Below are 3,087 nucleotides of genomic sequence, written 5' to 3' on the forward strand. Positions count from 1 at the left end.
CCCCGGCTTTCGCCGGGGTGCACAAGGGACAGCTCACCACCCCAATGCCGCCATTCGTCAAACCAGCCCCGCCATCCGCATCCGCGCCTTCATTTCCGCAATAAACAGCCGCACCGCGGGCAATCCCGAACGCGACGGTTCGAACAGCAGGTGCACCGGCAGCGCGGGCGGCTGCTCGTCCGCCAGCAACGAAATCAGCCGCCCTGCATCGACCGCCTCGATGACCTGATAACTCAGCAGATTGGCGATCCCCAGCCCCGCCTCGGCCGCCGCCAATATGCCGTCGACGGTATTGACCACCAGCCGCGGCCGCGGTTCCACCCGCCAGCGGCCCGATACGAACTGCCACTCGCCCGCCGCGCGCGGGCCCATCGCGACGATCAGGTCGTGCCCCGCCAGATCCGCCACGCGCGCCGGCGCCCCGCGCCGCGCCAGATAGGCAGGACTCGCGACCAGCATCTGGCGCACCCGGCCGATCCGCACCGCCTTCAGCCCCGAATCGGCGAGCGGCCCGATGCGCACCGCGACGTCGATCCCCTCTTCGACGATGCGCACATTGCGGTCGATCAGCATCATCCGCGCCGCCAGCTCGCGGTGCTGCGCCATCATCTCGCCGACGACCGGCAGCACGTGCAGCCGCCCGAACATCACCGGCGCGGTCAGGTGCAATTGCCCGCGCGGTTCGGCCTCGGCGCCGCGGATCTCGCGCTCGGCGCCCGCAAGGTCGGCGAGGATGCGCCGTGCCTGCTCGAGGAACGCCGCGCCGGCGTCGGTCAGCACGACCGCCCGCGTCGAACGGTGGAACAGCGCCGTCCCCAGCCGCGCCTCGAGCGCCGCGATCCCGCGCGTCACCGCGGGCGGCGAGTTGCCGAGCTTGCGCGCCGCGGCGGCGAATCCGCCCTCGGCCGCAACCGCAACGAACATTTCGAGAGTGAGGAGCCGGTCCATGATTATTCCATTTATCGGAATTAACTTGTTCAATCACTCCCGATTATCATCGTTCATGCAATGACCTAAATCGGCGCTGCGAACGGAGGCCCGCCCCTCCTCCGGCCTTCGTTCGCTCCGTTTCGCAAGGGCATGCACGATGGCGCAGAATTACCGGCACACGCTGTTCGACGACGCGGTCAAGGCCGAGCAGGCCCGCCATGGCTCGCGCGCTTCCTATGCAAAGATGGATGCGGGCGCCGACGGCACCCCCGACACGCTGACCGCCCGCGAAATCGCGTTCATCGAGGAACGCGACAGCTTTTACATGGCAAGCGTCAATCACGAGGGCTGGCCCTATATGCAGCATCGCGGCGGCCCTGCCGGTTTCCTGCGCCATATCGTGGGCAATCGCATCGGCTTCGCCGACTATCGCGGCAACAAGCAATATATCAGCACCGCGAACCTCAAGGGCAACGACCGCGTCTCGCTGTTCCTGATGGACTATCCGAACAGGGAACGGCTGAAACTCGTCGGCTATGCGGTGAGCGTCGAACTCGGCGACGATCCCGCCGCGGTCACCGCGCTGATGCCCGAAGGCTACCGCGCCACCCCCGAGCGCGCCTTCTTCATCGATGTGATCGGCTGGGAGTGGAATTGTTCGCAGCACATCACCCCGCGCTTCACCGAAGCCGAAATTTCCGCCGCGATCCGCCCGATGGCGGACGAACTCAACCAGCTGCGCGCCGAAATCGCCGCGCTTCGTTCAAGGGAAGAAACATGACCACAGCTTTGACGCAAGGCGCCCACCATGTCGGCCTTGCCGTACGCGACGTCGCCGAGGCCCGCGATTTCTTTGTCGAAGCGCTCGGCTTCGCCGTTGCCGCCGAGCGCCCCGACTATCCCGCGATCTTCGTCTCCGACGGCGCCACCCTGCTCACGCTCTGGCAGGTCGCCGATCCCGCGAGCGCCACGCCGTTCGACCGCCGCGCCAACATCGGCCTTCACCATCTCGCGCTGCGCGTCGCCGACCTGCCCGCGCTGCGTACCGTCTTTGCGCGCGTGCAGGGCCACCCCGGCGCGGTAATCGAATTCGACCCCGAACCGATCCGCGAGGGCGCAACGACGCATCATTTCATCTGCGCGATGCCCGGTGGTATCCGGATCGAATTCGCGACTCCCTTCACCTGACAGGATCGATCGATGTCCAGACCCCCGCTTCCGCCCTTCGACCACGACAGCGCCGTCCTGAAGGTCCGCCTCGCCGAGGATGGCTGGAACAGCCGCGACCCCGGGCGCGTCGCGCTCGCCTATACGCCGGACAGCGTATGGCGGAACCGCTCGACCTTCGTCACCGGCCGCGCCGCGATCGTCGATTTCCTCACCGGAAAATGGCAACGCGAGCACGACTATCGTCTCGTCAAAGGACTTTGGGCCTGTACCGGCAATCGCATCGCGGTGCGCTTCGCCTATGAATGGCACGACGACGCTGGCCAGTGGTGGCGTTCCTATGGCAATGAGAATTGGGAGTTCGCCGACGACGGCGAAATGCAGCGGCGGATCGCGAGCATCAACGACGTCGCGATCGCCGCCGCCGACCGCCTGCTGCTCTGGCCGCGCGACGGGCAGGGCGACCGGCGGCTCGACGACCATCCGGGGCTCGAGGAACTGGGACTTTAAACGGGGAGAAAACCGGATGACCGCGAACAATGCCCCGGCCTTTGCCGCGATCATGCTGCTGACCGGCATTGGCATCCCGATCCTCGCCGCGCTCAACGCGGGACTGGGATTGCGGCTTGGTCATCCGATGGCGGCGTCGGTGATCCTGTTCGGCGTCGCGCTGCTGATTGCTTTCGCGGGCGCGCTCGTCACCGGGGCGGCCGGCCATATCAGGCTCTCCGCCGATATCCCCTTCCAATTCTATCTGGGCGGGCTGTTCGTCGCCTTCTACGTGATCGCGGTGACCTTCATCGCGCCGCGCTTCGGGGTCGGCAACGCGATCTTCTTCGTGCTCGTCGGCCAGCTGGTCAGCGCCGCAACGATCGACCATTTCGGCCTGTTCGGCGCGATGCGCTTTCCCGTCGACGCCAAACGCCTCGCCGGGATCGCGCTGATGGTCGCGGGTGTCTGGCTCGCGCGACGTACGGGGTGAAGGCTGGA

At 66.8% G+C, this 3,087-nt stretch carries 5 protein-coding genes; 4 read left to right on the plus strand and 1 reads right to left on the minus strand.

Annotated features, from left to right (window positions below):
- Nucleotides 1-57: 57 nt before the first annotated feature.
- Entirely contained in the window at nt 58-948 is an 891-nt protein-coding gene (locus VGD20_RS16445; protein WP_331135475.1) for a LysR substrate-binding domain-containing protein, read from the minus strand.
- Between the two features lie 139 nt (nt 949-1,087).
- On the opposite strand from VGD20_RS16445, the gene VGD20_RS16450 reads away from it, so the two are divergent.
- The 4 genes from VGD20_RS16450 to VGD20_RS16465 are packed head-to-tail and all read left to right on the plus strand — an operon-like array spanning nt 1,088 to nt 3,079.
- Complete coding sequence (locus VGD20_RS16450) at nt 1,088-1,711, plus strand: pyridoxamine 5'-phosphate oxidase family protein (RefSeq protein ID WP_331135476.1); 624 nt, start codon at nt 1,088-1,090, stop codon at nt 1,709-1,711.
- Complete coding sequence (locus VGD20_RS16455) at nt 1,708-2,118, plus strand: VOC family protein (RefSeq protein WP_331135477.1); 411 nt, start codon at nt 1,708-1,710, stop codon at nt 2,116-2,118. The genes VGD20_RS16450 and VGD20_RS16455 overlap by 4 nt, the downstream gene beginning before the upstream one ends.
- Nucleotides 2,119-2,130: 12 nt before the next feature.
- The gene (locus VGD20_RS16460) at nt 2,131-2,607 is read left to right on the plus strand and encodes a nuclear transport factor 2 family protein (protein WP_331135478.1); all 477 of its coding nucleotides are present in this window, start codon (nt 2,131-2,133) and stop codon (nt 2,605-2,607) included.
- A 16-nt stretch (nt 2,608-2,623) separates the two neighbouring features.
- On the plus strand, nt 2,624-3,079 hold the full coding sequence (locus VGD20_RS16465) for a DMT family transporter (protein ID WP_331135479.1): 456 nt from the start codon (nt 2,624-2,626) through the stop codon (nt 3,077-3,079).
- Nucleotides 3,080-3,087: the final 8 nt, after the last annotated feature.

Origin of the sequence: Sphingopyxis sp., from assembly GCF_036402335.1 — a bacterium.
Classification (GTDB): Bacteria; Pseudomonadota; Alphaproteobacteria; order Sphingomonadales; family Sphingomonadaceae; genus Sphingopyxis.